Consider the following 24,603-nt stretch of genomic DNA (forward strand, 5'->3'; position numbering starts at 1 on the left):
ATGGCGAGAGGCGTCATCCTTCTCGCGGCGGGCGGAACCGGCGGACACCTGTTTCCGGCCGAGGCGCTGGCGCATGAGCTGAACGAGCGCGGCTGGTCGGTGCATCTGGCGACCGACGACCGCGCCGAGCGGTTTGCCGGCCATTTCCCGGCCGCCGCCATCCATCCCATCCAGTCGGCGACCATGGGCTCGAAGAACCCCATTGCCATGCTCGGCGCCTTCTGGAAAATCTGGCGCGGCGTGCGCCAGGCGTCCGCTGTCATCGCCAGGATCAAGCCGGATGCGGTCGTCGGCTTCGGCGGCTATCCGACCTTGCCGCCGCTCTATGCCGCGACGCGGCGCAAGGTGCCGACGCTGATCCATGAGCAGAACGCGGTGATGGGGCGCGCCAACCGGGCGCTGGCCGGCCGCGTGGACGCGATCGCCGGCGGCTTCCTGCCGCAGGATACGACTGCCGCGGGCGCCAAGACGGTGACGACAGGCAATCCGGTCCGCCCGGCCGTGCTGGAAGCGGCCAGGACGCCTTACGTGGCATCGGCCGGCGAACAGCCGTTCCGCCTCCTGGTGTTCGGCGGCAGCCAGGGTGCGCAGTTCTTTTCCGACGCCATGCCGGGGGCCGTCGCGCTGCTTTCGGATGCGCAGCGCAAACGGCTTGTGATCACGCAGCAAGCGCGGGCGGACGATGTGGCGCGAGTGAAGGCGGCCTATGCCGCTCTTGGCGTCGCCGTCGAGGTCTCGCCCTTCTTCACCGATATGGCGGCGCGCATGGCGACCGCGCATCTGGTGATCTCGCGCTCCGGCGCCTCGACCGTTTCGGAAATCGCCGTCATCGGCCGGCCGGCACTGCTGGTGCCTTATCCCTATGCGCTCGACCACGACCAGGCGGCGAACGCGGCGGCCCTTGCCGCTGCCGGAGGCGGCGAGGTGCACCCGCAATCCTCGCTGTCGCCCGAGCGCATCGCGGCGCTCATTGGTGGGCTGATGGACAATCCCGAGCGGCTGGCCGCGATGGCTGCAGGCGCGAAATCGGCCGGCAGACCGGACGCGGCACGGTTGCTCGCCGATCTCACAGAGGCTATTGCGTCCGAAAAAACCGTCTCGGATTTCAGGAAGGGGACGCACGCATGAAGATGCCGCAGACCATCGGCCTTGTGCATTTCATCGGTATTGGCGGCATCGGCATGAGCGGCATCGCCGAAGTGCTGCACAATCTCGGCTACAAGGTGCAAGGGTCCGACCAGGCCGACAGCGCCAACGTGCAACGGCTGCGCGACAAGGGCATCGAATGCTTCGTCGGCCACAAGGCCGAGAATCTCGGCGAGGCCGAGGTGGTGGTCGTTTCGACAGCGATCAAGAAATCCAATCCGGAGCTGAAGGCCGCGCGCGAAAAGCTGCTGCCGATCGTGCGCCGTGCCGAGATGCTGGCCGAACTGATGCGCTTCCGCCAGGCGGTGGCGATCGGCGGCACGCATGGCAAGACGACGACGACCTCGATGGTCGCGACGCTGCTGGAAGCCGGCGGGCTCGACCCGACCGTCATCAATGGCGGCATCATCAACGCCTATGGCACCAATGCCCGTATGGGCGATGGCGAGTGGATGGTGGTCGAGGCCGACGAGAGCGACGGCACCTTCCTGAAACTGCCGGCCGAGATCGCGGTGGTCACCAACATCGATCCCGAGCATCTCGATCACTATGGCAGCTTCGACAAGGTGCGCGAGGCGTTCCGCCAGTTCGTCGAGAACGTGCCGTTCTACGGTTTTGGCGTGATGTGCACCGACCACCCGGAAGTACAGGCGCTGGTCAGCAGGATCGAGGACCGCCGCGTCATCACCTATGGCGAGAACGCGCAGGCCGACGTGCGCTTCACCAACCACCGCATGGCCGGCGCCATTTCGGAATTCGACGTGGTGATCCGCAACCGCAAGACCGGCGGCCAGACAGCGATATCGGACCTGCGGCTGCCGATGCCCGGCCGTCACAACGTCTCCAACGCCACCGCCGCGATCGCGGTCGCGCACGAACTTGGCCTGTCGGCCGAGGCGATCAAGAAGGGCCTGTCGTCCTTCGCCGGCGTCAAGCGGCGCTTCACCCATACCGGCTCGTGGAACGGCGTCGATGTGTTCGACGATTATGGCCACCATCCCGTCGAAATCGCCGCGGTGCTGAAGGCGGCGCGCAGCGCCACCAAGGGCCGCGTCATCGCCATTGCCCAGCCGCACCGCTTCACCCGGCTGCATGATCTGTTCAACGAGTTCTCGGCCTGCTTCAACGACGCCGACACGGTGATGGTCGCCCCGGTCTACGCTGCCGGCGAAGAGCCGATCGACGGTGTCACGTCAGACGAGCTGGTGTCTCGCATCCGTGCCGGCGGCCATCGCGATGCCCGCTACATCGAGGGGCCGGCGGCGATCGCGCCGGTTATCCGAGATCTGGCCAAGCCTGGCGACTTCGTCGTCTTCCTCGGCGCCGGCAACATCACCCAATGGGCCTATGCGCTGCCCAAGGAGCTTGGCGGGACTGTTTCATGATGCACGGCCAGGCCCTGATCGACAGACTTGGCGACCGGCTTGCGGGCCTGCGCGGCCGCATCACGCCGAATGCCGAGATGGACAAGATCACCTGGTTCCGGGCCGGCGGCCTTGCCGAGGCGCTGTTCCAGCCGGCCGACGAGGAGGACCTGGCCGCGTTCCTCAAGGCGGTTCCCGAAGAGGTGCCGCTGACCATCGTCGGCGTCGGCTCGAACCTGCTGGTCCGCGACGGCGGCATTCCCGGCTTTGTCATCCGGCTTTCAGCCAAGGGCTTTGGCGAGGCCGAAGTCATTTCGCCGATCAGGATCAAGGCCGGCGCGGCCACGCCCGACAAGCGGGTGGCCGCGGCGGCGCTCGAGGCAGGCATTGGCGGCTTCCATTTCTACCACGGCATCCCAGGCGCCATTGGCGGGGCGCTGAGGATGAATGCCGGCGCCAATGGTGTCGAGACACGCGAGCGCGTCGTCGAGGTGCGGGCGCTCGACCGCAAGGGCAATCTCCTGACGTTGAGCAATGCCGAGATGGGCTATGCCTATCGCCATTCCGGGGCCCCCTCCGGACTGATCTTCACTTCGGCCGTGTTCGAAGGCTTTGCCGAGGAGAAGGCGGTGATCAAGGCGGCGATGGATGCTGTCCAGAGCCATCGCGAGACCGTGCAGCCGATCCGCGAAAAGACCGGCGGCTCCACCTTCAAGAATCCGGAAGGCACGTCGGCCTGGAAGGAGATCGACAAGGCAGGCTGCCGCGGCCTGATGATCGGCGGTGCACAGATGTCGCCGATGCACTGCAACTTCATGATCAACACCGGCACGGCGACCGGTTACGATCTCGAATATCTCGGCGAGACCGTGCGTGCCCGCGTGCTCGAACATTCGGGCATCCGCCTGCACTGGGAGATCAAGCGCATCGGCAATTTCCGCTCCGGGCATGCCGTGCAGGAGTTTCTCGGCCAGCTCTTGTAGCCGCCGTTGAAGTTCATGTGATGCATGAACTTCAACGCGTTCCCAGAACGCGCAAAACCGTTGCTCCCAGGACTCACCGACACGGTTTTCGCAGCCATTTTCTCAGAAAGTGAATCTCTCGGAATCATAAGCACTTGCCAGTGAATCAACTCTCTGATTCTCTGCTCGAAAGCGTTTCCTGATTTGAGTCGTTCGACGCGTTACCCGCGTTTTCCGTCTGGGGGGGGGCAACCTGCCGGGAGACTCGGACTCAATGTTGCGGAAATCCTGGTTTTGGTCCGCCACGAGAGGGGATGACGGGGAATGAAGAGCAAGCATGTGGCCGTACTGCTGGGAGGTTTCTCGTCCGAGCGGCCCGTGTCCCTGTCCTCGGGAAAGGCTTGCGCCGATGAACTCGAGAAAGAAGGCTACCGGGTCACGCGTGTCGATGTCGGGCGCGATGTCGGCTCGGTGCTCGCCGAACTCAAGCCCGATGTCGCTTTCAATGCGCTGCATGGTCCGTTCGGCGAGGATGGCACCATCCAGGGCATCCTCGAATATCTCGCCATTCCCTACACCCATTCCGGCGTGCTCGCCTCGGCCTTGGCCATGAACAAGGAGCAGGCCAAACGTGTTGCCAAATCGGTCGGCATGCCTGTCGCCGAATCGAAGGTCACCAGCCGCTTCGCCATCCAGGACAAGCATCCGATGAAGCCGCCCTATGTGGTCAAGCCGGTCAGCGAGGGCTCGAGCTTTGGTGTCGTCATCGTCAGCGAGGGCCAGTCGCATCCGCCGCAGGTCATCGGTTCGTCCGAGTGGAAATATGGCGATACCGTCATGGTCGAGCGCTACATCCACGGCCGGGAGCTGACCTGTGCGGTGATGGGCGATGTCGCGCTCGGGGTCTGCGAGATCATCCCGACCGGCCATTCCTTCTACGACTATGATTCAAAATATGTCGCTGGCGGATCAAAGCACGAATGCCCCGCAAAAGTTTCACCGAATATTTACCAAAAAATACAAACACTGGCGCTCAAGGCTCACCAAGTGATCGGCTGTCGGGGCGTTTCCCGGTCGGACTTCCGTTATGACGATCGTCACTCCGAAAATGGCGAGGTTGTATGGCTCGAGGTCAATACCCAGCCGGGCATGACACCGACGTCCTTGGTGCCTGAAATCGCCGCCCATGCCGGGCACTCGTTTGGCGATCTGTTGAGTTGGATGGTGGAGGACGCTTCGTGTCTGCGTTGAAATGGGGACAAGGCAAGGGGAAGGGCGCGGCCGGGCCGTCGCTGCTTGGCCTGTCGCTTTCGTTCGACCATTTCGTCCTGCCGCGCATGCTCCGCCGCCCGGTGCGCATCCTGGCGCGCCTGGGTGACGGCGAGTTCCAGGCGCCGCGTTTCTCAGCCGCGATGATGTCCGCCGTGCTGCTCGCTTCGAGCGGCGCCTATGGCGCCTATCTTGGCGGCCATGCCGACGGCATCATCCAGAGCATCACCGCCCGTACCGGCTTTGCCGTCGATCAGGTCAAGGTGGTCGGCAACCGCCAGACCTCGGAGATCGATATTCTCGACAGGCTCGAACTCGACGGCTGGACGTCGCTGATCGGCTTCGACGCGGAGGCCGCGCGCGAGCGCATCTCGGGCCTGCCGTGGATCGAGGTCGCGGCGGTGCGCAAGGTCTATCCGCACACGTTGGAAGTGCGCGTCGGGGAGCGCGAGGCGTTCGCGCTCTGGCAGCAGGGCGACGCCCTTTCGGTCATCGAGAAGGATGGCTCCGTCATCGCGCCGTTCTCGGGCGGCAAGCAGGTGCTGCTGCCGTTGCTGATCGGGACCGGTGCGCCGGCCAAGGCGCCGGACTTCCTGGCCAAGATCGAAAAATATCCGAACCTTGCTTCCCGCGTGAAAGGCTACATCCGTGTCGGTGAGCGGCGCTGGGACCTGAAGCTGGACAACGGCATCACCGTCAAGCTGCCCGAGGATGACGAGGACCAGGCGCTCGCCGAACTCGTCAAGATGGACCACGACAAGGGGCTGTTGTCGCGCGACATCGCTGCCGTCGACATGCGCCTGACCGACCGGCTGGTCGTGCAGCTGACGCCCGAGGCGGTGACGCAGCGCGAGGCCGCACTCAACGAGAAGCCGAAAACCCTCAAGCGCAAGCCGGAGACGAAGATATGAGCTGGCTTGGCGGTCATGGCGATGCCTCGTCGCGCCGTTCCGGCACCTTGACGGTGCTGGATGTCGGCTCGAACAAGGTCTGCTGCATGGTGGCGAAGCTGAAGCCGTGCGACGACGGCAAGCTGTTGCGCGGCCGCTCGCACCGGATCCAGGTGATCGGCATCGGCCATCAGAAATCGCAAGGCGTGAAGTCTGGCGTGGTCGTCGATCTCGACCGGGCCGAGCATGCCATCCGGCTGTCCGTCGACGCCGCCGAGCGCATGGCGGGGCTGACGGTCGATTCACTCATCGTCAACATGACCGCCGGCCGGCTGAAGAGCGAAGCTTTCGCCGCGACCATCAATCTTGGCGGCCACGAGGCCGACGAAGCCGACATCAAGCGCGTGCTCGGCGCCGGCGCCAAACAGGCGCTCAAGGCCGAGCGCGAGGTGATCCATTCGCTGCCCGTCGGCTTCTCGCTGGACGCCGAGCGCGGCGTGCGCGACCCGCGCGGCATGGTCGGTGACGCGCTTGGCGTCGACATGCATGTGCTGACCGGTGACGCCGCCCCGATGCGCAATCTGGAACTCTCCATCAATCGCTCGCACCTTTCGGTCGAGCGCATGGTGGCAACGCCCTATGCCAGCGGGCTGGCGGCACTTGTCGACGACGAGCTGGAGCTTGGCGCTGCCTGCATCGACATGGGCGGCGGCACGACGACGATCTCGGTGTTTTCGGAAGGCAAGTTCGTCCATGGCGACGCCATCGCCATCGGCGGCAACCATGTCACGCTCGACATGGCCAAGGGGCTCTCGACCTCGCTCGATGCCGCCGAACGGCTGAAGGTGATGCATGGCTCGGCGCTGCCGGGCAGTGCCGACGACCGCGACCTGGTCTCGATCCAGCCGATCGGCGACGATGGCGACGTGCCGCTGCAGATACCGCGTTCGGTGATGACGCGCATCGTGCGCGCCCGCATCGACGAAACGCTCGAACTGCTGCGCGACCGGCTGAACAAATCCGGCTACGGCAATGCGGTGGGCAAGCGCGTCGTCTTGACCGGCGGCGCCAGCCAGCTCGCCGGCCTGCCGGAAGCGGCGCGCCGCATCCTGGGGCGCAATGTGCGCATCGGCCGCCCGCTCGGCGTGGCGGGCTTGCCCGAGGCGGCGAAGGGGCCAGCCTTTTCGGCCGCCGTCGGGCTTTTGATCTATCCGCAGATGGCGAGCTTCGAGAGCCATCCGGCGAAAGGAATTTCCGGTCTCAGGATGACCGGGACGGGCGGAAAACTGCATCGCATGAGTCAGTGGTTGAGAGACAGTTTCTAATTGACGGGGACAGCCCCATAGGCGGCCGCGGCGGCGACGCGGCGTGAAAGGCAAAGGACGGAGACAATGACCATCAATCTGCAGAAGCCGGACATCACCGAGCTTAAGCCCCGCATCACCGTGTTCGGCGTCGGCGGCGGCGGCGGCAATGCCGTCAACAACATGATCACCGCCGGTCTGCGCGGTGTCGAGTTCGTTGTCGCCAACACCGACGCGCAGGCGCTGACCATGTCGAAGGCCGATCGGCTGATCCAGCTTGGCGCGCATGTCACCGAGGGTCTCGGCGCCGGCTCGCAGCCTGAAGTCGGCCGTGCGGCGGCCGAAGAGTGCATCGACGAGATCATCGATCACCTGTCCAACACCCATATGTGCTTCGTTACCGCGGGCATGGGCGGCGGCACGGGTACCGGTGCTGCTCCGGTCGTGGCGCGGGCCGCCCGCGAAAGGGGCATCCTCACCGTCGGCGTCGTCACCAAGCCGTTCCATTTCGAAGGCCAGCGCCGCATGAAGACGGCCGACCTCGGCATCGAGGAGCTGCAGAAATGCGTCGACACCCTGATCGTCATCCCCAACCAGAACCTGTTCCGGCTGGCCAATGACAAGACCACCTTCGCCGACGCCTTCGCCATGGCCGACCAGGTGCTCTATTCCGGCGTTGCCTGTATCACCGACCTGATGGTCAAGGAAGGCCTGATCAACCTCGACTTCGCCGACGTGCGTTCGGTGATGCGCGAAATGGGCAAGGCCATGATGGGCACCGGCGAAGCTTCGGGCGAGGGCCGTGCGATGGCCGCCGCCGAGGCGGCGATCGCCAACCCGCTGCTCGACGAGACGTCGATGAGGGGCGCCAAGGGCCTGCTGATCTCGATCACCGGCGGTCGCGACCTCACCCTGTTCGAGGTCGATGAAGCGGCGACCCGTATCCGCGAGGAAGTCGACCAGGACGCCAACATCATCCTGGGCGCCACCTTCGACGAAGAACTCGAAGGCGTCATCCGTGTCTCGGTGGTCGCAACCGGCATCGACAAGTCGGCGGCTGAAATCGCCGCCGCGCCGATCGCGATCCGCACCGCGCCGCAGAAGCCGACCGCCCGTCCGGCGGTGGCAGCGGTGGAAAGCCGCCCGGCGCCGGTCCAGCAGGCCGCATACGAGCCGCGCGCCGCGGATCCGGTCGCCGAAGCCATCCAGCTTGCCGAGGCAAACGCCGCGGCGATGGCGCAGGCTCGTCCGGCTCCTGTCGCCCATGCGGACGATTTCCGCCCGCAGAGCAAGATCTTCCAGGCGCCGCCGGCACAGCCGCAGCCAATGGCACAGCCGGTGGTCCAGCAGATGATGCAGCCGGCTCCGCAGCCGCGCGAAATGCTGCGTGAAGTGCAGCAGCCGGTGGCGATGGCGCCGCAGCGCATGCCACGCGTCGAAGACTTTCCGCCGGTCGTGAAGGCCGAGGTGGATGCCAAGAGCCGCCCGGCCGACCATGAGAACAACAGCGGGCCGATGGGCCTGTTGAAGCGCCTGACCAACGGCCTGACCCGCCGCGAGGAGGAGCCCGCACGGCTGCAGCCGGCGCAACCGCGCGAGCCCAAGCTGCGCCAGGCGGCACCGGAAGTGCGCCGTCTCGCCAGCCAGGACGCCCAGCTCTATGCGCCGCGCCGCGGCCAGCTGGACGACCAGGGCCGCCTAACGCCGCAGACGCGGGCGACTCAAGACGACGATCAGCTGGAGATTCCGGCGTTCCTGCGCCGCCAGGCCAACTGAGCGGTTAACGGGCTGTAACAATTGTTAACAGGCAAGCAAGAAATTGCTTGCCTGTTAACGTTTAAAATGCTGCAAAAACAATCGGTTATAACGTCGTTCGTATTCCCGTTCGCGGTTACAAAGAGTAAGAAACCGTGATTTGGAGTCTCCCTGCCGGGACACTATCTTCGCTGCCTACCACAGTCGGTCTGCCGGGATTTCGGGGGAAGTCGCCCTGCCAGCCGATCTAACAAGAGCCGCGCCCTCGGGCTGGAGAAGCGGACCTAGGCATTACGGGCTTATGGGGATTGTCTTGCACGACTACCAGACGACAGTGAAGGCGCGCGCGTCGCTTACGGGCACCGGCGTTCACAGCGGCAAAGAAGTTTCCGTCAGTTTCGTGCCCGCGGATGCCGATACCGGTATCGTGTTCCAGCTTGTCAGCGAGGAAGGGCAGGGTCGTGAGTTCCGCGCGCTGTTTTCCGAGATCGGCGCCACCGACCTGTGCACCATGCTTGGCGATCCGGCAGGCGAGCATATCGCCACCGTCGAGCACATCATGGCCGCGTTGTTAGGCCTCGGCATCGACAATGTCCTGATCGAGATCGACGGTCACGAGGTTCCCATCCTCGACGGCAGCGCCATGGCGTTCGTGGAAGCCATCGACCAGGCGGGCATCGAGACCTTGCCGGTCAAGCGGCGCTACATCAGGGTCGTCAAGCCGGTCCGCATCGAGAACGGTGCTTCCTGGGCCGAGTTCAGGCCCTATGACGGCACCCGTTTCGAGGTCGAGATCGACTTCGAAAGCCCGGCGATCGGACGCCAACTCTTCGCTTCCGACCTCAATGCAGACATTTTTCGCCGCGACATCGCGCGGGCTCGCACCTTCGGCTTCATGAAGGATGTCGAGCGGCTGTGGGCGGCCGGCTATGCGCTGGGATCCTCGCTTGAGAATTCGCTGGTGATTGGAGACGACAACCGCGTCATCAACATGGGAGGCTTGCGCTTCCCCAATGAATTCGTGCGTCACAAGACGCTGGACGCCATGGGCGACCTGGCGCTGGCCGGCGCTCGTTTCATCGGCTGTTTCCGCTCCTATCGCGGCGGCCACAGGCTGAACGCGGCGGCGTTGCGGCGGCTGCTGTCGGACCGCACGGCTTTCGAAATCGTCGAGACGACGCGCCGCGAGCGCGGCCGCGCCGCCGAGATGAGCGCCGTCAATGCGCCGCTCTACGCACCTTGGATGATCTGAATTCCTCGACGTTTTCGGGACGGTGAGTGTTGCATGAATGCACCATCCTCCGGCGAAATCGCAGCGATACTCCGACTCGGTCCGGCCGCCACAAAAATGCGCGATTGGCTGGACATAGCGTTGCCGGGCAAGGCGGTTATGGTCTATGGCTGCTGCCGTCGATTAGTGCATGTCGCTCAAAAGTGGGGACCAGTTTTGGGACAACAGCATGCAAGAGGCATTAAAATAACGCCGAAAGGGCGCAATCCAATCATGTTTTTCAAGCGAGTCGGTCAATCGAAAGCGCCGCAGCGGTCTGTTTTCCTGGCGCTTTCGGTGGTTGTTCCATCGCTCTTTCTGTCGGCTTGCATGTCGTCCGAGAAAGACATCGACCTGTCGACCTATGTCGACCAGACCGAGCCGGCCGATGTTCTCTACAACCAGGGCCTCGCCAATCTGAATGCCGGTCGCCTGGACGAGGCGAGCAAGAAGTTCGACGCCGTCGACCGCCAGCATCCCTATTCGGAATGGGCCCGCAAATCGATGGTGATGGGCGCCTTCGCCGACTATCGCAAAGGCAGCTACGACGAAGCGATCTCGTCGGCCAAGCGCTATCTGGCGCTTTACCCGTCCACCGATGACGCGCCCTATGCGCAGTACATCATCGGCCTGAGCTACTACCGCCAGATCAAGGACGTGACGCAGGATCAGAAGGAAGCACGCCAGACCTTGCAGACGATGCAGGATCTGGTCACGCGCTGGCCGACTTCGGAATATGTCGACGACGCCAAGGAGAAGATCCGCTTCGCCAACGACCAGCTCGCCGGCAAGGAAATGCAGATCGGCCGCTATTATCTGGAGCGCCGCGAATACATCGCCGCCGTCAAGCGCTTCCGCACCGTGGTGGAGAACTATTCCAATACGCGCCATGTCGAGGAAGCACTCGCCCGCCTCACCGAAAGCTATTACGCGATGGGGTTGACCTCGGAGGCCCAGACGGCCGCCGCTGTGCTCGGCACCAACTATCCCGACAGCCCATGGTACAAGGATTCCTACAAGCTGCTGCAGAGCAACGGGCTTGCTCCGCGCGAGAATGCCGGATCGTGGATATCCAAGGCCGGAAAACTGATCACCGGCGCCTGACCGCCAGGCCTCGGACCGAAGCGCGCGTTTTTGGATTGATCCGACGCTGAAACAAAAAGATAGTGCGGCGCTGCGACTCCAACCGGGTCGCGTGCCGCTCCACAGCGGTTCGGTGATTTGAGTGAAGCGCTGAGCCGTCCTAACTTTTTGTTCTACGCAATTCCCGTGGGAAAACCGCTACGCACTTTTCCTCGAATTGCTTGAGGTCCGGGTTCTGATGCTTGCCAGACTGTCGATCCGCGATATCGTCCTGATCGAGAAGCTGGATATCGACTTCCAGCCCGGTCTTTCCGTGCTGACCGGCGAAACCGGTGCCGGCAAATCCATCCTGCTCGATGCCTTGTCGCTGGCGCTCGGCGCGCGGGGCGATGCCTCGCTGGTGCGCCATGGCACGGCGCAAGGCCAGGTCATCGCCGTGTTCGATGTGCCGCGCAACCATCCGGTGCGTGCGCTGCTTGCCGAAAATGCCATCGAGGATGACGGCGACATCATCCTGCGCCGCGTGCAGACGGCGGATGGCCGCACCCGGGTGTTCGTCAACGACCAGCCATCCAGCGTGACCTTGATGCGCGATGTCGGCCACGCGCTGGTCGAGATCCACGGCCAGCACGATGAACGGGCCCTGGTCGATCCCGGTGCCCATCGGGACGTGCTCGACGCTTTCGGAGGCCATCTCGGCGCCGTCCGCTCGACCGGTGAGGCATGGCGGCACTGGCGCGCCTGCGAGCAGGAACTTACGCGCCACCGCGCCAAGGTGGCGGCGGCGGCGCGCGAGGCCGACTATCTGCGCGCGGCGGTCACTGAGCTGACCAAGCTCGATCCACAGCCCGGCGAGGAAACGGAACTTGCCGAACTGCGCGCCCACATGATGCGCGCCGAGAAGATCGCGTCCGAAATTCATGACGCGCAGGACGTGCTGTCCGGCCCGTCCTCGCCGTTGCCGCAACTGGCCAGCCTGCTGAGGCGCCTGCAACGCAAGGCGACGGAGGCGCCCGGCCTGCTCGAGGACGTCGTCAAGTCGCTGGACGAGGCGATGCTGTCGCTCGATGCGGCGCAGTCTGGCGTCGAGGCCGCATTGCGGGCCACCGAATATGACCCGCAACGGCTGGAAAAGGCGGAGGAGCGGCTGTTTTCGCTGCGTGCCGCGTCACGCAAGCACAGCGTCGCCGTCGATGACCTGGCGCAGTTGCGCGACACGATGGTTGCCGATCTTGCCGATCTCGATGCCGGCGAAGAACGCCTGCACGGGCTGGAAAAGCAGGCCGCTGCCGCATGCGAGGCCTATGACATTGCCGCCGCACAGCTTTCCTCGCTGCGCCACGCGGCGGCGATCGGCCTGACCAAGGCCGTCATGGCCGAACTGCCGGCGCTGAAGCTCGAGCGCGCCGCCTTCATCGTCGAGATGAAAAGCGAGGCCGAGACCCGCATGGAAGAGGGCATCGACCAGATCGAGTTCTGGGTGCGCACCAACCCCGGCACGCGGCCCGGCCCGATGATGAAGGTGGCTTCCGGCGGCGAGCTGTCGCGCTTCCTGCTGGCGCTGAAGGTCGCGCTGGCGGACCGTGGCTCGGCGCCGACGCTGGTTTTCGACGAAATCGACACCGGCGTGGGCGGCGCCGTGGCGGACGCTATCGGCCAAAGGCTGGCGCGGCTGTCGAAGCGCGTGCAGGTGCTCTCGGTCACCCATGCGCCGCAGGTGGCGGCGCGCGCGGCGACGCATTTCCTGATCTCCAAATCGGGAGGCACCGATCGCGTGGCGACCGGCATTGCCGAGATGGACAGGACGGCGCGGCAGGAAGAGATCGCCCGCATGCTGGCCGGCGCCACGATCACCGATGAGGCACGCGCCGCCGCCGAGCGGTTGTTGCGCGAAAACACAAACGCGGCATAGGAATATCCGGCGTGATGGATCGAGTCAGGATATGGCTCCATCCTGCTGGTCAGGAATGATCTTTTCCGAAAACCGGTTCCCACTTTTCGGGATCATGTTCTATTGTGACGCGGCATCGTTCGGGGACGAAAAACATGGCCGAAAAACCTGTCGATTCGCTCAGCGAAAGCGAGGCCGAAGCCGAGCTCCAGCGGCTGGCCGAGGAGATCGCCGAGCATGACCGGCGTTATCACACGGAAGACGCACCAACCATCACGGACGCCGAATATGACGCGCTGAGGCGTCGAAACCTGGCCATCGAGGAGCGCTTTCCCGGCCTTGTACGCGAGGATTCGCCGTCGCTCAGGGTAGGGGCCGCACCGGCGGAAGGCTTCGCCAAGGTACGCCACGCGGTGCCGATGCTGAGCCTCGCCAAGGCCTATACCGACGAAGACGTCACCGATTTCATCGAGCGCGGCCGGCGGTTCTTCGACCGCGACAAGGACCTCGACATCGCCTTCACCGCCGAGCCGAAGATCGACGGGCTGTCGGCATCGCTGCGCTACGAGAAAGGCGTATTCGTGCAAGGCGCGACGCGTGGCAACGGCACTGTGGGCGAGGACATCACCGCCAATCTGAGGACCATCGCCGACATTCCCGCGAAGCTGAAAGGCTCGGGCTGGCCGGAAATCATCGAGATACGCGGCGAGGTCTACATGACCTATGCCGAGTTCGAAGCGCTGAAGGCACGTTCGGCGGCGGCCGGCGGCCAGGACTACGTCAATCCGCGCAACACGGCTGCCGGCTCGCTGCGCCAGAAGGACGCCTCCGTCACCGCCAGCCGAAACCTCAAATTCTTCGCCTATGCCTGGGGCTACACGACGGAAGATCCGGCGCCGACCCAGTACGGTGCGGTGCAGAAATTCGCGGAGTGGGGGTTCAAGATCAGCCCCTTGATGGTGCGGGCGAAGTCTGTCGAGGAACTGGTCGCGCACTATCACCGGATCGAGGAGCAACGCTCCTCGCTGGGCTACGACATAGACGGCGTCGTCTACAAGGTCGACCAGCTGGAACTGCAGCGCCGGTGGGGATTCGTCACCGGCGAACCGCGCTGGGCTATCGCGCACAAATTCCCCGCCGAACAGGCAATGACGACCGTGCAGAAGATCGACATCCAGGTCGGCCGCACCGGCACGCTGGCACCGGTTGCACGGCTGGCGCCGGTGACCGTGGGCGGCGTGGTGGTCGAGAACGTCACGCTGCACAATGAGGATTACATCAAGGGTTTCGACAGCAACGGCCAGCCGATCCGCGACGGCATCGACGTGCGCATCGGCGACACGGTGGTGATCCAGCGCGCAGGGGACGTCATTCCGCAGATCGTCAGCGTCGTCATCGACAAGCGTCCGGCCGACGCTACCCCTTACGAGTTCCCGCACACCTGCCCGGTTTGCGGTTCGCCGGCGACCCGCGAAATCAACGAGAAGACCGGCAAGGAGGATTCGCGGCGACGCTGCACGGGCGAATTGATCTGTGCCGCGCAAGCCGTGGAACGATTGCGCCATTTCGTCTCGCGCGGCGCTCTGGACATCGAAGGCCTTGGCGCGGAAAACATCGATACCTTCTTCAATGCCGGATTGATCAAGACGGCCGCCGATATCTTCACGCTCAGGGATCGCCGGCCAGCCGTCACCAAGGCGCTGGCCGAGCGGCGCGAGGAGCAGGCCAGGCAGCGCGAGGCGGCATCCGGCAAGACGCGCAAGAATGTCCGCAGCGTCGAGGACCGCAACTATGAGGGCCTGGACAAGCTCTTCGCAGCCATCGATTCGCGCCGCGAACCGGAACTCGACCGCTTCATCTTCGCATTGGGCATCCGCCACATCGGCGAGACGACGGCGGCTTTGCTCGCCCGCACCTTCTCGACCATCGAGGAGCTGATCCGCGTCGGCAAGGAGACGGCCGCGGCGGAAGATCCGCACACCGTGTTCCCGTCGATCAACGGCATCGGCGACACGGTGATCGACGCGCTGCGCGATTTCTTCGGCAATGAGCGCAACGACGACGTGCTTGAGAAGCTGCTCGAGCAGGTCAAGCCGAAGCCGTACATCGTCACCGTCTCGGCCGACAGCGAGGTCGCCGGCAAGACGATCGTGTTCACCGGCACGCTGGAGAAGATGACCCGCTCCGAAGCCAAGGCGATGGCCGAACGGCTCGGCGCCAAGGTCGCCGGCTCGGTTTCGGCGAAGACCGACCTGCTGGTGGCCGGGCCTGGTGCGGGCTCGAAACTCAAGCTTGCCAGCGAACTCGGCGTCGAGGTCATCGACGAGGACACCTGGCTGCAGCGGGTCGGCAAGTCCTGATGGAAAGCACCTTCAAAGGGTTCGGCCAAAAGGCCATTCCGTTCCTGAAGGCGCTGGATTTCCACCAGAGCCGGGAATGGTTTTTGGAGAACCGCGACCTGTTCGAAACGGAATTGCGCGATCCACTGGGCGATCTCGTCGACACGCTGACGCTGCGTTTTGCAGCGGCGGGGTTGGATTTGCGCGGCGACCGCAAGAAGTCGCTGTTTCGCATCAATCGCGACGTGCGCTTCGCCAAGGATAAGCGACCCTACAACCGCCACCTGTCGGCCATCCTTTCGCCGGACGGCACCAAGATGGAACAAGGTGTGTTCTATGTGCATATCGGGTTGGAGGGTTGCTTCGCCGGCGTCGCCTGGTGGCAGCCGGAGGCCGCACTGCTGCTGGCGATACGCCGTTCCATCGAGACATGGCCCGAGAGGTTTCGCGCCATGGTGAAGGCGTTGAACAAGAATGGCCTCGAACTCGATGCCGAAGGCGCCATGAAACGCACGCCGCGCGGCTTCGAACACGTCATCGACAAAGACCTTGCCGCAGCCATTCGCAACCGGCATTTCGTCGTTCGCCACGTGATCGATCCGGCCGGCATTCACGGGCCGGAACTGGTCGAGGAGCTCGTCGATTTCACCTTGCGCGCCAAGCCGCTGCTCGATTGGGGCAGGGCTATCGAGGGCAAAACCGCGAAGGATTAAGCGTTACTCGAGCGCCGCCACGATCATTTCCGTTGATCGTTCGGCTCAAGCGAATTCGTGTGACAAGGCTGGGCATGCCACCTACATACCGCCACTCCTAAAGCGCGTCGCGCTGAAGCGGATTCATGCGACGCGCTTTAGGTCTTTGTTTTTGTGCATGTCGTTCCCCCAAAACCGGGTCACTTTTTGGGCGACATGCATTAGTTGTTGTGCATGTCGTAATCCCAAAACCGCTGCGCACGTTTGGGTGACATGCATCAGGAGTGGTTTATGGCGACGGACGTGATTTCGCAGAGCGGCGATCGAAGCGATTTCTGGCAGGGCGTGCGGCTCTCGATGCCCGTCGTGGTGGCGTCGGCGCCGTTCGCTGTCCTATTCGGGGCACTTGCCGTCGACAATGGCTTCTCGGTCTTCGAAGCCTTCCTGATGAGCGCGTTGATCTATGGCGGCGCCAGCCAGATGGTCGGCATCCAGCTGTTCGGCCAACATGTGGCGCCGTGGCTGATCGTGCTGTCGATCTTTGCCGTCAATTTCCGCCATGTGCTCTATTCCGCCGGCATCGGCCGGCGCATCGCGCACTGGCCGATCATCCAACAGGCGCTTGGCTATTTCATCCTCACCGACCCGCAATTCGCGGTGGCCGAGGCGAGGGCGCAATCCGGACAGACGGTCGGTTTCGCCTGGTACCTGGGGCTGGGCCTGCCCGTCTACGTGTTCTGGGTGATCGAAAGCGCGCTTGGCGCGATGTTCGGCAAGCTGATCCCCGACACGCAAGCGCTGGGCATCGATTTCCTGCTGCCGATCTATTTTCTCGGCCTGGTGATGGGCTTCCGCAAGCGGCCGCTGTGGCTGCCGGTGGTGATCGCCAGTGCCGCCGCCTCGATCATCGCCTACAAGACGGTCGGCTCGCCCTGGCACGTCTCGATCGGCGCCATTGCCGGCGTGCTCCTCGCCGTCATCCTGCCGCCGCACCATAGCGGCGTGGAGACAAGGCCATGAGCACGACGTTCTGGATCATCATCGCCGGCGCGATCGCCACCTATCTGACGCGCATCGGCGGGCATCTGGTCATCTCCCGCTTCGACAACATCCATCCACGCGTCGAGGCAGGCCTCAACGCCGTGCCGGCGGCGGTGCTGACGACACTGGTGGCACCGGAACTGTTGAACGCCGGACCGGCGGAATGGGCGGCATTGGTGGTCACGGCAGTGGTTTCGCTGCGCGGCGGGCTGATGGCGATGTTTCTGGCGGGGGCGGCGATGCTGATTTTGGCGCGGCAGTTTGTGGGGTGATTTTGCCGGCGCGAACGTTTCAAACTCCGCGCCGCCCTTCATTGTCCTGCCGGGCATTTCTCCCCGTAAACGGGGAGAAAGTAGCTCATCTCAAATCTTGGCGTCGTGCGGCAATGGCGCGGTTGCCTTTTCCAGCCAGGCCAGCGTTTCGCCGTCGAGCATCGGGCCGATCTCGGCCAGCACGCGGGCATGGTAGGTGTCGAGCCAGTGCAATTCATCGCGCGTCAGGAGATCGCTGCGCACCAAACGGGTATCGATCGGCGCCAGCGTCAGCGTCTCGAAGCCGTGCATGGCGATGTCGCCGCCCTCGATTTCTGCCGCTGGCGTCACCAGGATCAGGTTCTCGATGCGAATGCCGTAGGAGCCTTCCTTGTAGTAGCCGGGTTCGTTCGAAAGCATCATGCCTTCGAGCAGTTTCTCGGTGCCGGTGCGGGCGATGCGCTGCGGGCCTTCGTGCACGGCGAGATATGAGCCGACGCCATGTCCGGTGCCATGGGCGAAGTCGCAGCCGTGCTTCCACAGCGCCATACGGGCAACGGCGTCGATCTCCGAGCCGCGCGTGCCGGCGGGGAAGCGCAGCGTTGAAATGCTGATCATGCCTTTCAGCACCAGCGTGAAGCGTTCGCGCATTTCCTCGGTCGGCTGGCCGATGGGTACGGTGCGGGTGATGTCGGTGGTGCCGTCCTGATATTGCGCGCCGGAATCGAGCAGGAACAGCTCGCCGGCCTTGAGCTTGCGGTTGGTGGCACGCGACACGCGGTAATGCATGATGGCGCCGTTCGGCCCGGCGCCGGAAATGGTGTCGAAGGAGACGTCGCGCAGCGGCATCTGGGTTTCCTCGCCGGTCTGCCGGCGCGTTTCCTCCAGCCGGGTGACGACCGCGATCTCGTCGAGGGAGCTGGGTTTCTGGCGCTCCAGCCAGCACAGCAGTTTCGCCACCGCCGCGCCGTCACGGCGATGCGCGGCGCGCGACCCGTTGATCTCGGCCTGGTTCTTGGTGGCGCGCGGGATGCGGGCCGGGTCGGGCGCGGCAACCACGGTGCCGCCATTGTCCTCGACCAGCATGCGCAGCCTGTCGGCCGCCAACACCGGGTCGAGCGCGATCTTGGCGCCGCCCTTGGCAAGCGCCACGATGGCGGCTTCGAATTCGTCGGGCTCGTGCAAATCGGCGAACTGGGTCAGATAGGCGGCGACCTGGCGCGAGAACTTGCGCTTGTCCATGAACAGCTTGTGCGATCCGTCGGCAGCGAGGATGGCGAAGCCAAGCGCCAGCGGCGTGTGCGGCACGTCACCGCCGCGGATGTTGAAGGCCCAGGCGATGGAGGAGGGGTCGGTCAGCACTGCATGAGTGGCGCCGTCCTTGCCGATCGCCGCCGCCAGCCGCGCCAGCTTGTCCTTGGCAAGTTCGCCGGCAAAGCCGATCGGGTGCAACTCGACGGGTGCCACCGGTGCCGCGGGTTGATCCTTCCAGATGATGTCGATCGGGTTCTTGGTCAGCGGCACCAGCACGGCGCCGATCTTGTCGGCAGCGGCCTGCAGCGCCTTGACCTCACCGACCGTGTGCAGCCACGGATCGAAGCCCAGCCGCGCGCCCTTGCCGATATTGTCCTTGAGCCAGACCGGGGGCGGGTTGTCGACCAGGCTTTCGACCGAGAAGATGTCGAGATCGACCTCGCTGCGCACCTGCAGCGTGTAGCGTCCGTCGACAAAGATGAAGGCGCGGTCGCGCAGGACGATGGCGACTCCGGCCGAGCCGCTGAAGCCGGTCAGCCATTTCAGCCGCGCCGAGCGATCGGCGACATATTCGCCCTGATGCTCGTCGGCGCGCGGAACGATGAAGCCGTCGAGGCCATTTCCACTCAGCCATTGGCGCAGCAGCGCCACGCGCGGCTTGCCGACTGCCGGGTCGCCCGCGGAATCGAAGGTCTGGAACATGATGGGCCTCCTTGCACGTGCGAGCGTAGCTTATGGCTTGGGAAATCGGAATCGATTTCCCGCGGCGCAAACTGCTACAGCCTCGCTTGGCTGACAACCGGCTGACAACCGAGTGGGCTTGGTCCAGCGGCCGCGCGAAGAGCGTGCCTCAGTGCTTGAGGTGGATGGTCACCCAGCCTTCGCGGTGCAGCGTGCGCACGTGGCGAAAATTCTGGCCGACATAGGCAGAAATGACGGCGTCGCGCTGGCGCTCGAGAATGCCCGACAGCACGATCGAGCCGCCAAGCGCGATGTGCCCGGCCATTTGCGGCGCCAGCCGCATCAGCGGCCGCGCCAATATGTTGGCGATGATGAGATCGAAGGGCGCGCGCCTGCCGAAGATCGGATGGTGGAAGCCCGGCGCGGTCACCGTCTCGACGAGAGCCTTGACGTGGTTGAGCCGCGCATTGGCGGCGGCGACCTTTACCGCCACCGGATCGATGTCGGTGGCGAGCACCGCAATATGCGCCAGCTTGGCAACGGCGATCGCCAGAACGGCGCTGCCGGTGCCGAGGTCGAGCGCATTGCGCGGGTGTTCGCGCCGCACCACCCATTCCAGCATTTCGAGGCAGCCCGAGGTGGTGCCGTGGTGGCCGGTGCCGAAGGCGAGGCCGGCCTCGATCTCGATGGCGAGTTCGCCGCTATGGCGTTTCCTTCGGTCATGCGCGCCATGGACGAAGAAACGCCCGGCGCGCACCGGCTTCAACCCTTCCAGTGAACGCGCCACCCAGTCGATGTCGGGCAGCGCCTCGCGCTCGACGGGCTTCGACAGAGTGAGGCCGGCGAGAATGTCCTTCATCCGCGCCTCGATCGCGTCGACGTCACCGTCGGCATAGAGCGAGACTTCGTGGATGTCCTTGTCTTCGTCGACCTCCAGCACCGCGATCGGCAGGCCTTCATCCTCGAAGGCCATCTCAAGGGCCGCGAAAATGCGCTCGGCCTCGACCTTGCCGGTGGTGAAATGGAGCCGTGTCTGGGTCATCAGGTTAAGTTTCTCTTTGAGCGTGATGTTGTCCGAAAAACCGGCTTCCACTTTTCGGGATCAAGCTCTAGCCCTTAGCCGCGAGGCGCTTCAGTTTTTCAACAGCGGTGCTTGCACTTTCGCCGTAGGCGATCGTGCCGGCGAAATCGCCCTTGCCGTTGAGCAGCAGTACCGAGGCGGTGTGGTCCATCGTGTAGTCGCCGTCGCCGGTATCGACCTTCTTCCAGTAGATGCCGAACGACTTGGCCATGGCGTGGACCTTGTCCGGATCGCCGGAGATGCCGATGATGCGGTCGGAGAAATTGCTGACATAGGCATTCATCACCGCCGGCGTGTCGCGCTCGGGATCGACGGAGACGAAATAGGCATGCAGGTTCTTGCCGTCGTCGCCGAGCGTCTTCAGCCAGCCGGCGAGTTCGAACAGCGTGGTCGGGCAGACTTCCGGACAATGGGTGAAGCCGAAGAAGACGACGCTGGGCTGGCCCCGGAACGCGGCCTCGGTGATCGGCGCGCCCTTCTGATCGACCAGGGAGAAGGGGGCGCCGAAGGGTTCGCCGCCATAGTGGCCGCGATACCAGTCGAAAGTCAGCCAGCCGATGCCGGCCGCCATGAGGACGAGAATGCCGACCAGGATAGAACGCATCATCAGAATAGTCCGTCTGTAACTTCATCGGGTGCTGGCCGAAGCCACGCTCCCTTGTTCGGCCGACAGTCTTAGCGGTTCGACCGGGTACACGCAAAGATGCCGCGTTGACGCAACCGGCCGTGGCAGTGCCCGGCGTTTTGATCGCATCTTGCAATGCATTGGCCCTCGCCCCACCTGAGACCGGCAACTCGAACCGCAGGAGGCTCCACTTGCTCGAACTGATTGGGCGCGGACGGATTGGGCGAAAACTGTTCGGCGCGTTGGCCGCGTGTGTCGTGCTTGGCGCTGGCGCTGCCGTCGCCGAGGAAGTCGGCAAGGTCGGCGTCGACTGGGTCGGCAACGACATCATCGTCGAGGCGATCAAGGATCCGAAGGTGGAAGGCGTGACCTGCCACGTCTCCTATTTCGACCGCAGCATCATCGACCGCCTGCACAAGGGCAACTGGTTCGAGGATCCCTCCGATTCCTCGATCTCCTGCCGCCAGACCGGACCGATCACCATCGGCGACATCGACATGGGCGAGGGCGGCGAGGAGGTTTTCAAGCAAGGCATCAGCCTGATCTGGAAGAAGCAGGTGGTGAACCGCATCTATGACAAGGCCAACGATACGTTGATCTATCTCTCGCATTCGCGTCAGGTGCAGAATGGCTCGGCCAAGATGTCGGTCACGACAGTGCCGCTCTACGGCCAGAACGTGGTGTGGAGCAAAGGCAAGCCGAAATAGATTCGCGCGATTGGCCTGACGGACAATTGTTCGCGGCTTGCGGGCGTGGTTGCTCTGACGTAAAGCCGCCCTCATGGACCGTTCCCAAGATCTCGTGCTGAAGGACTCCGAGCCGCGCATCCATCCGACCGCGGAATTGAAGGCGTGCAAGCTCGGCCGCTATGCCGCGATCGGCGAACGGGTGGTGCTGCGGGAAGTCAATGTCGGCGACTTCTCCTATTTCGAGCGCCATTCGGAGGCTATCTACACCACCATCGGCAAATTCTGCTCGATCGCCGCCAACAGCCGCATCAACGCGCTGGAGCATCCGATCGAGCGACTGACCCAGCACAAGGTCAGCTATCGGCCGAACGAGTATTTCCGCTGGCTGGGCGTCGACGCCGCCTTCCGCGACCGGCGGCAGTCGAAAGCCGTGACCATCGGCCATGATGTCTGGATCGGCCATGGCGCGGTAATCATGCCCGGCATCACCATCGGCAACGGCGCCGTCGTCGGCGCCAATGCGGTGGTGACCCATGATGTGCCGTCCTACACCATCGTTGCCGGCATGCCGGCGAAGCCGCTCAGGGCACGCTTTTCCGCCGCCGTCGCGGCACGGATCGAGGCTCTTGCCTGGTGGGACTGGCCGGTCGAGAAACTCGCCCGGGCGGTTCCCGACATTCAGGCGATGCCGATCGAGGCGTTCCTCGATCGCTGGGAAAACCAGGCCTTTTAGGCCGGCATCCTGCCGTTGTCTCGAAGTTCCGCGCTCCGTTGAGCGAGGCAATCCGCAGGCTGAGGCGGCGCTGCGAAGCAAGCTGCCATTTTCCGTGCTCTCCGGACTGAAACCCCTTCCGCCATGCGGGGGTGGCGCGGCGGAAGGGGCTGGAGGTAAACCGCCGTGAAGCGGAAGGAACAGGCACTTTTGCCTGCACGGTCACCATGACATTTAACCCGATAAGGCGTGTTTTCCCTCACATGCCCGCTTTGCGTGTATTCAATTGCGCCTGACGCATTTGTCGCCCGGTTGGAACCCGAAACGGCCGCCGGATGTTTCTCATCGCGGCAGCAATCGAGGGATCCCGAGACATGGAAAAGCATTTCACCAAGATCGCCAACTGGGTCGCCCATGTAACCGGCCTGCCGCTAACATTTTCCGTCTGCTGCCTGATCGTCGTCGTCTGGGCGGTAACCGGACCCTACTTCGGTTTCTCGGACACCTGGCAATTGGTGATCAACACAGGCACGACCATCATCACCTTCCTGATGGTGTTTCTGATCCAGAACACCCAGAACCGTGACGGCGCGGCAATTCAGGCCAAGCTCGACGAACTGATCCGGGTGAGCCGTGCTCACAATCATTTCATTGGCATCGAGCACCTGACGGAGTCCGAGGTCGAGGAAATTCGCGCCAAATGCGAACGGGCGGCACGGCGGCATGACCAGAAGATTGCCGCCACGGCCGGGAAGAAGGCCGTGGCGCAAAAGCGCGGGACGAAGAAGCAGGCCGCTTGACGGTCAGCCTTTTATGAAGGCCGCGAAAGCATCCTTGTGGTCGGGGTGCCAACGCGACAGGGCAGGACGGTTTTCGATGATGTCGCCGATCGCCCAAGCCATGCGCCTTTCATCCAGCGGGCGCGCCACGTCATTGTCCGGGCACAGGATGTAGAAGTCGCCCCTGACCAGCGATTCCAGCATGAAATCGATGACTTGTTCGCCGGTCCAGGCCCCGGCCGGCTTTTCCGTCGCGCCTTCGGTGAGGCCGGTGTAGGTGAAACCGGGGATCAGCAGATGCGCCGACAGGCGTGCGCCAGGCTCGTTGCGCAAGGCGTGCGCCAGGCCCTCGGTGAAGGTCTTCACGCCGGCCTTGGAGACGTTGTAGGCAAGGTTGCCGGGCGGCGTCGTGATGCCTTGCTTGGAGCCGGTGTTGACGATCAGGCCCGGCCTGGCAGACGCCAGCATGCGCGGCGCGAAGGCGCCGACGCCGTGCACGACGCCCCAGAAATTGATGTCGAGGAGCCGCTTCCAGTCCTCGCGGTTCTCCCAGGGCCTGCCGGGATTGTCGCCGACGCCGGCGTTGTTCATCAGCAGCGAAACATCGCCAAAGGCGCCGAATGCCCGGTCGGCGAGACGATCGACCTCATCGGCCTTCGAGACGTCGGCGGCAACGGCCAGCACGGCGACGTCGCCGGCAATGGCGGAGACCGCCCGGGAGGCATCGTCAAGACGCGCGCCACCAATGTCGGCAAGCACGATCTTCATGCCCATCAGCGCAAGCCGCTTTGCCGCTGCCAGACCAATGCCGCTGGCGGCGCCGGTGATGACGGCGGTGTTGCCCCGAGCAAGCGCGGGCAGGGCGGTCTGGATTTCGGCGTCGGGGATCATCGGTGATGGGTTCCTTCTTTCGATGGCGCCGAACTTAGCGCCGCAACGGGCTTGCGCAAGCCTCCGTCAGCGTGTGCTCGGGTTGACCATGCCGGTCGAGGCTGCGCATGCTGCCCTCGGCAAAAGGAGACTTTTGCCAGGGCAAAAAGGAATTTTTGCCGGAGCAAAAGGAGACTTTTGCCAGGGCAAAAAGGAGTTTTTGCCGGGGCAAAAGGAGACTTTTGTCGGGACAAATGGAGATTTTTCGATTGACGGATTGGGTTGCAATTTTGAAGGAACAGACCGCCACCGGCGACCAGATGGGACGCGAGGTGCCGCAGATGCTGGCCAATCCCGATATCAGCGAAGCGCAGGTGAAGACGCTGTTTTCCGCGCTGGAGAAACAGGCGAGTTCGTCGAGAAACTGCGCATGGCGTTGGAAAAGTTCGGCCACGATTTCTCGATCATCAAGGCGGCGGAGCGGCTGGAGGAGCGCTATGCCGACCTGGCGGCTTCGGTGGCGGAAAAGCTGAAAGCGATGCGCAGATAGAGCAATTCCAGGAAAAGTGTGAAGCGGCTTTCCGTCCGGAATTGCGTCAAACAAAGAGCAATTCCAGGAAAAGTGTGAAGCGGTTTTCCGTCCGGAATTGCGTCA

Annotated in this window: 21 protein-coding genes and 1 pseudogene; 18 read left to right on the plus strand and 4 right to left on the minus strand. The window is 63.9% G+C overall.

Annotated features, from left to right (window positions below; translation table 11 throughout):
• The 14 genes from murG to FJ978_RS30455 all read left to right on the plus strand — a co-directional run bounded on the left by murG (position 1) and on the right by FJ978_RS30455 (position 17,278).
• A complete protein-coding gene (gene murG / locus FJ978_RS30385; protein WP_140576431.1) occupies positions 1-1,128 on the plus strand; it encodes an undecaprenyldiphospho-muramoylpentapeptide beta-N-acetylglucosaminyltransferase in 1,128 nt (375 codons plus the stop codon).
• A complete protein-coding gene (gene murC / locus FJ978_RS30390; protein ID WP_013894671.1) occupies positions 1,125-2,531 on the plus strand; it encodes a UDP-N-acetylmuramate--L-alanine ligase in 1,407 nt (468 codons plus the stop codon). The genes murG and murC overlap by 4 nt, the downstream gene beginning before the upstream one ends.
• A complete protein-coding gene (murB, locus tag FJ978_RS30395; protein WP_140576432.1) occupies positions 2,528-3,493 on the plus strand; it encodes a UDP-N-acetylmuramate dehydrogenase in 966 nt (321 codons plus the stop codon). Before murC ends, murB begins: the two co-directional genes overlap by 4 nt.
• Before the next feature lie 303 nt (positions 3,494-3,796).
• On the plus strand, positions 3,797-4,723 hold the full coding sequence (locus FJ978_RS30400; RefSeq protein ID WP_140576434.1) for a D-alanine--D-alanine ligase: 927 nt from the start codon (positions 3,797-3,799) through the stop codon (positions 4,721-4,723).
• The gene (locus FJ978_RS30405) at positions 4,711-5,652 is read left to right on the plus strand and encodes a cell division protein FtsQ/DivIB (protein ID WP_140576436.1); all 942 of its coding nucleotides are present in this window, start codon (positions 4,711-4,713) and stop codon (positions 5,650-5,652) included. The genes FJ978_RS30400 and FJ978_RS30405 overlap by 13 nt, the downstream gene beginning before the upstream one ends.
• Positions 5,649-6,956 carry a cell division protein FtsA gene (gene ftsA, locus FJ978_RS30410; RefSeq protein ID WP_013894675.1) on the plus strand — a complete coding sequence of 436 codons (1,308 nt, stop codon included), beginning with the start codon at positions 5,649-5,651 and terminating at the stop codon, positions 6,954-6,956. Before FJ978_RS30405 ends, ftsA begins: the two co-directional genes overlap by 4 nt.
• Positions 6,957-7,022: 66 nt before the next feature.
• Entirely contained in the window at positions 7,023-8,711 is a 1,689-nt protein-coding gene (gene ftsZ / locus FJ978_RS30415; RefSeq protein ID WP_140576438.1) for a cell division protein FtsZ, read from the plus strand.
• A gap of 280 nt (positions 8,712-8,991) precedes the next feature.
• Positions 8,992-9,942 (plus strand): UDP-3-O-acyl-N-acetylglucosamine deacetylase, encoded by a 951-nt coding sequence (gene lpxC / locus FJ978_RS30420; RefSeq protein WP_140576439.1) that lies wholly within the window; start codon positions 8,992-8,994, stop codon positions 9,940-9,942.
• Between the two features lie 252 nt (positions 9,943-10,194).
• On the plus strand, positions 10,195-11,064 hold the full coding sequence (locus FJ978_RS30425; RefSeq protein ID WP_140576441.1) for an outer membrane protein assembly factor BamD: 870 nt from the start codon (positions 10,195-10,197) through the stop codon (positions 11,062-11,064).
• Between the two features lie 217 nt (positions 11,065-11,281).
• Positions 11,282-12,955 carry a DNA repair protein RecN gene (gene recN / locus FJ978_RS30430; protein ID WP_140576442.1) on the plus strand — a complete coding sequence of 558 codons (1,674 nt, stop codon included), beginning with the start codon at positions 11,282-11,284 and terminating at the stop codon, positions 12,953-12,955.
• A gap of 134 nt (positions 12,956-13,089) precedes the next feature.
• On the plus strand, positions 13,090-15,294 hold the full coding sequence (ligA, locus tag FJ978_RS30435) for an NAD-dependent DNA ligase LigA (protein ID WP_140576444.1): 2,205 nt from the start codon (positions 13,090-13,092) through the stop codon (positions 15,292-15,294).
• Positions 15,294-15,986 (plus strand): TIGR02453 family protein, encoded by a 693-nt coding sequence (locus FJ978_RS30440; RefSeq protein WP_140576446.1) that lies wholly within the window; start codon positions 15,294-15,296, stop codon positions 15,984-15,986. The genes ligA and FJ978_RS30440 overlap by 1 nt, the downstream gene beginning before the upstream one ends.
• Positions 15,987-16,256: 270 nt before the next feature.
• Entirely contained in the window at positions 16,257-16,985 is a 729-nt protein-coding gene (locus tag FJ978_RS30450; RefSeq protein WP_140576447.1) for an AzlC family ABC transporter permease, read from the plus strand.
• Positions 16,982-17,278, plus strand: coding sequence for an AzlD family protein (locus tag FJ978_RS30455; RefSeq protein ID WP_140495242.1), 297 nt, complete (start codon positions 16,982-16,984; stop codon positions 17,276-17,278). The genes FJ978_RS30450 and FJ978_RS30455 overlap by 4 nt, the downstream gene beginning before the upstream one ends.
• Before the next feature lie 90 nt (positions 17,279-17,368).
• On the opposite strand, the gene FJ978_RS30460 is transcribed toward FJ978_RS30455, so the two are convergent.
• The 3 genes from FJ978_RS30460 to FJ978_RS30470 form a co-directional block, all read right to left on the minus strand.
• Positions 17,369-19,213 carry an aminopeptidase P family protein gene (locus FJ978_RS30460; protein WP_140576449.1) on the minus strand — a complete coding sequence of 615 codons (1,845 nt, stop codon included), beginning with the start codon at positions 19,211-19,213 and terminating at the stop codon, positions 17,369-17,371.
• 148 nt (positions 19,214-19,361) lie between these two features.
• Positions 19,362-20,234, minus strand: a complete 873-nt coding sequence (locus FJ978_RS30465; protein WP_140576451.1) for a 50S ribosomal protein L11 methyltransferase — start codon at positions 20,232-20,234, stop codon at positions 19,362-19,364.
• 67 nt (positions 20,235-20,301) lie between these two features.
• Positions 20,302-20,880 carry an SCO family protein gene (locus tag FJ978_RS30470; protein ID WP_140576452.1) on the minus strand — a complete coding sequence of 193 codons (579 nt, stop codon included), beginning with the start codon at positions 20,878-20,880 and terminating at the stop codon, positions 20,302-20,304.
• 209 nt (positions 20,881-21,089) lie between these two features.
• Here FJ978_RS30470 and FJ978_RS30475 point away from each other — a divergent pair, with 209 nt between their 5' ends.
• The 3 genes from FJ978_RS30475 (at position 21,090) to FJ978_RS30485 (ending at position 23,099) form a co-directional block, all read left to right on the plus strand.
• Positions 21,090-21,605, plus strand: a complete 516-nt coding sequence (locus FJ978_RS30475; RefSeq protein ID WP_140576454.1) for a CreA family protein — start codon at positions 21,090-21,092, stop codon at positions 21,603-21,605.
• 73 nt (positions 21,606-21,678) lie between these two features.
• Entirely contained in the window at positions 21,679-22,320 is a 642-nt protein-coding gene (locus FJ978_RS30480; RefSeq protein ID WP_013894689.1) for a DapH/DapD/GlmU-related protein, read from the plus strand.
• 353 nt (positions 22,321-22,673) lie between these two features.
• Positions 22,674-23,099, plus strand: a complete 426-nt coding sequence (locus FJ978_RS30485; protein ID WP_013894690.1) for a low affinity iron permease family protein — start codon at positions 22,674-22,676, stop codon at positions 23,097-23,099.
• Between the two features lie 3 nt (positions 23,100-23,102).
• Here the strand turns inward: FJ978_RS30485 and FJ978_RS30490 are convergent, their stop codons facing one another.
• Positions 23,103-23,969, minus strand: coding sequence for an SDR family NAD(P)-dependent oxidoreductase (locus FJ978_RS30490; RefSeq protein WP_140576457.1), 867 nt, complete (start codon positions 23,967-23,969; stop codon positions 23,103-23,105).
• Positions 23,970-24,217: 248 nt separating this feature from the next.
• Between FJ978_RS30490 and FJ978_RS33530 the strand changes: the two are divergent.
• Positions 24,218-24,498: pseudogene (locus FJ978_RS33530) on the plus strand (hypothetical protein).
• The last annotated feature ends 105 nt before the right edge of the window (positions 24,499-24,603 follow it).

It is taken from the genome of Mesorhizobium sp. B1-1-7, from assembly GCF_006442705.1.
Lineage (GTDB): Bacteria > Pseudomonadota > Alphaproteobacteria > Rhizobiales > Rhizobiaceae > Mesorhizobium > Mesorhizobium opportunistum.

What these genes read in the sequence shown, in the direction of transcription:
- FJ978_RS30480 (WP_013894689.1), top strand. Translation starts at nt 21,679, where the DNA reads ATGGACCGTTCCCAAGATCTCGTGCTGAAGGACTCCGAGCCGCGCATC.
- ligA (WP_140576444.1), top strand. Translation starts at nt 13,090, where the DNA reads ATGGCCGAAAAACCTGTCGATTCGCTCAGCGAAAGCGAGGCCGAAGCC.
- ftsA (WP_013894675.1), top strand. Translation starts at nt 5,649, where the DNA reads ATGAGCTGGCTTGGCGGTCATGGCGATGCCTCGTCGCGCCGTTCCGGC.
- FJ978_RS30450 (WP_140576447.1), top strand. Translation starts at nt 16,257, where the DNA reads ATGGCGACGGACGTGATTTCGCAGAGCGGCGATCGAAGCGATTTCTGG.
- murC (WP_013894671.1), top strand. Translation starts at nt 1,125, where the DNA reads ATGAAGATGCCGCAGACCATCGGCCTTGTGCATTTCATCGGTATTGGC.
- FJ978_RS30425 (WP_140576441.1), top strand. Translation starts at nt 10,195, where the DNA reads ATGTTTTTCAAGCGAGTCGGTCAATCGAAAGCGCCGCAGCGGTCTGTT.
- ftsZ (WP_140576438.1), top strand. Translation starts at nt 7,023, where the DNA reads ATGACCATCAATCTGCAGAAGCCGGACATCACCGAGCTTAAGCCCCGC.
- FJ978_RS30490 (WP_140576457.1), bottom strand. Translation starts at nt 23,969, where the DNA reads ATGATCCCCGACGCCGAAATCCAGACCGCCCTGCCCGCGCTTGCTCGG.
- FJ978_RS30470 (WP_140576452.1), bottom strand. Translation starts at nt 20,880, where the DNA reads ATGATGCGTTCTATCCTGGTCGGCATTCTCGTCCTCATGGCGGCCGGC.
- FJ978_RS30440 (WP_140576446.1), top strand. Translation starts at nt 15,294, where the DNA reads ATGGAAAGCACCTTCAAAGGGTTCGGCCAAAAGGCCATTCCGTTCCTG.
- murG (WP_140576431.1), top strand. Translation starts at nt 1, where the DNA reads ATGGCGAGAGGCGTCATCCTTCTCGCGGCGGGCGGAACCGGCGGACAC.
- FJ978_RS30400 (WP_140576434.1), top strand. Translation starts at nt 3,797, where the DNA reads ATGAAGAGCAAGCATGTGGCCGTACTGCTGGGAGGTTTCTCGTCCGAG.
- murB (WP_140576432.1), top strand. Translation starts at nt 2,528, where the DNA reads ATGATGCACGGCCAGGCCCTGATCGACAGACTTGGCGACCGGCTTGCG.
- FJ978_RS30465 (WP_140576451.1), bottom strand. Translation starts at nt 20,234, where the DNA reads ATGACCCAGACACGGCTCCATTTCACCACCGGCAAGGTCGAGGCCGAG.
- FJ978_RS30455 (WP_140495242.1), top strand. Translation starts at nt 16,982, where the DNA reads ATGAGCACGACGTTCTGGATCATCATCGCCGGCGCGATCGCCACCTAT.
- FJ978_RS30460 (WP_140576449.1), bottom strand. Translation starts at nt 19,213, where the DNA reads ATGTTCCAGACCTTCGATTCCGCGGGCGACCCGGCAGTCGGCAAGCCG.
- FJ978_RS30485 (WP_013894690.1), top strand. Translation starts at nt 22,674, where the DNA reads ATGGAAAAGCATTTCACCAAGATCGCCAACTGGGTCGCCCATGTAACC.
- lpxC (WP_140576439.1), top strand. Translation starts at nt 8,992, where the DNA reads ATGGGGATTGTCTTGCACGACTACCAGACGACAGTGAAGGCGCGCGCG.
- recN (WP_140576442.1), top strand. Translation starts at nt 11,282, where the DNA reads ATGCTTGCCAGACTGTCGATCCGCGATATCGTCCTGATCGAGAAGCTG.